Origin of the sequence: Intestinimonas sp. HCP28S3_D6, from assembly GCF_052065695.1 — a bacterium.
In the GTDB taxonomy this organism is placed as follows: Bacteria; Bacillota; Clostridia; order Oscillospirales; family Oscillospiraceae; genus Intestinimonas.
Window position 1 is genome coordinate 1 of the sequence record NZ_JBQHTM010000134.1, and the last position, 1,052, is coordinate 1,052.

General features: G+C 45.5%; 1 protein-coding gene. It reads left to right on the plus strand.

The annotated features are described in order from the left end of the window. Positions 1 to 111 precede the first annotated feature (111 nt). On the plus strand, positions 112 to 720 hold the full coding sequence (locus tag ACTNBK_RS17075) for a hypothetical protein (RefSeq protein WP_441147884.1): 609 nt from the start codon (positions 112 to 114) through the stop codon (positions 718 to 720). The last annotated feature ends 332 nt before the right edge of the window (positions 721 to 1,052 follow it).

Sequence of the window (1,052 nt, forward strand, 5' to 3'; positions counted from 1 at the left end):
TAAATGTTTCCTGTTTCTTCATCCCCATACACCACCATTGCGTTGATAGTGTTATTATCCCACATCCGGAGCCTTTATGGTAGTGCGGATTAAATCAGAGATTCCCTAGAGATGGGCGCGTCGAAAGACTACTATTATGAGACAGATCATCACTACACCTACAGGGGAGCATATGCCGCCTATTTGGCCTTAATGGATAGGATTAATTCAGATACGAACTTCGACATCCCTGTTATGACTTCAGACGATTTGGAATGGTCCGTGCTGCCAAATCCATTCTTGGGCTCTGCGAATCGGAAGCTTTACGAATTATGGGAAACGGACGACAAGCTTGAATATGTGGAATTGAAAAAACCAATTCCATTTACGCGGTTCGACAACGGGACTCAGGTGGACTCCAGTGTCTATCTGTTTCCCAATACCCATACAGAGGATGTCACATATTCAGCTTATATGGGCGGCGACATTGGGGAGACGGTGATCCGGACAAACCGCCCGGAGCTGAAGAACGCCCTGATCTTTGGAGACTCCTACACCAACCCAATTGAAACCCTGCTTTGGACAGGGTTCAACGAGACTCGCTCCTTGGATTACCGTTATTATGATGAAAAGTCCCTGCTTGAATATATTGACGAATATCAGCCAGATGTTGTTATCACGCTGCGCGATGAAAGCGTCTATTTGGTGGGCGACGGGAATGGAAATATACTGAATGATTAAAAATATCAAACTGCATACTGCAATCAAGCATGGCTAGATAAGTAAGCTGAAGAAGTGGATCTCGATTTCCGGATCGGCACCTAGTTCGCCTTGGGCAAAACAGGCAACGATAACGTCACGATGAATATCCAAACCCATGACGCAGCTCAATATGTCTTGCATCAAATCCCTCCCCGAACTATGCAGACTGGGAATTACCCGGGTGGGTATTCGAACTTTGCTACTAGGGAATCTCTGATTTAATCCGCACTACCATAAAGGCTCCGGATGTGGGATAATAACACTATCAACGCAATGGTGGTGTATGGGGATGAAGAAACAGGAAACATTTA

Excerpts from the sequence above, each read along its gene's own strand:
- ACTNBK_RS17075 (WP_441147884.1), top strand. The coding sequence starts at position 112 with ATGGGCGCGTCGAAAGACTACTATTATGAGACAGATCATCACTACACC.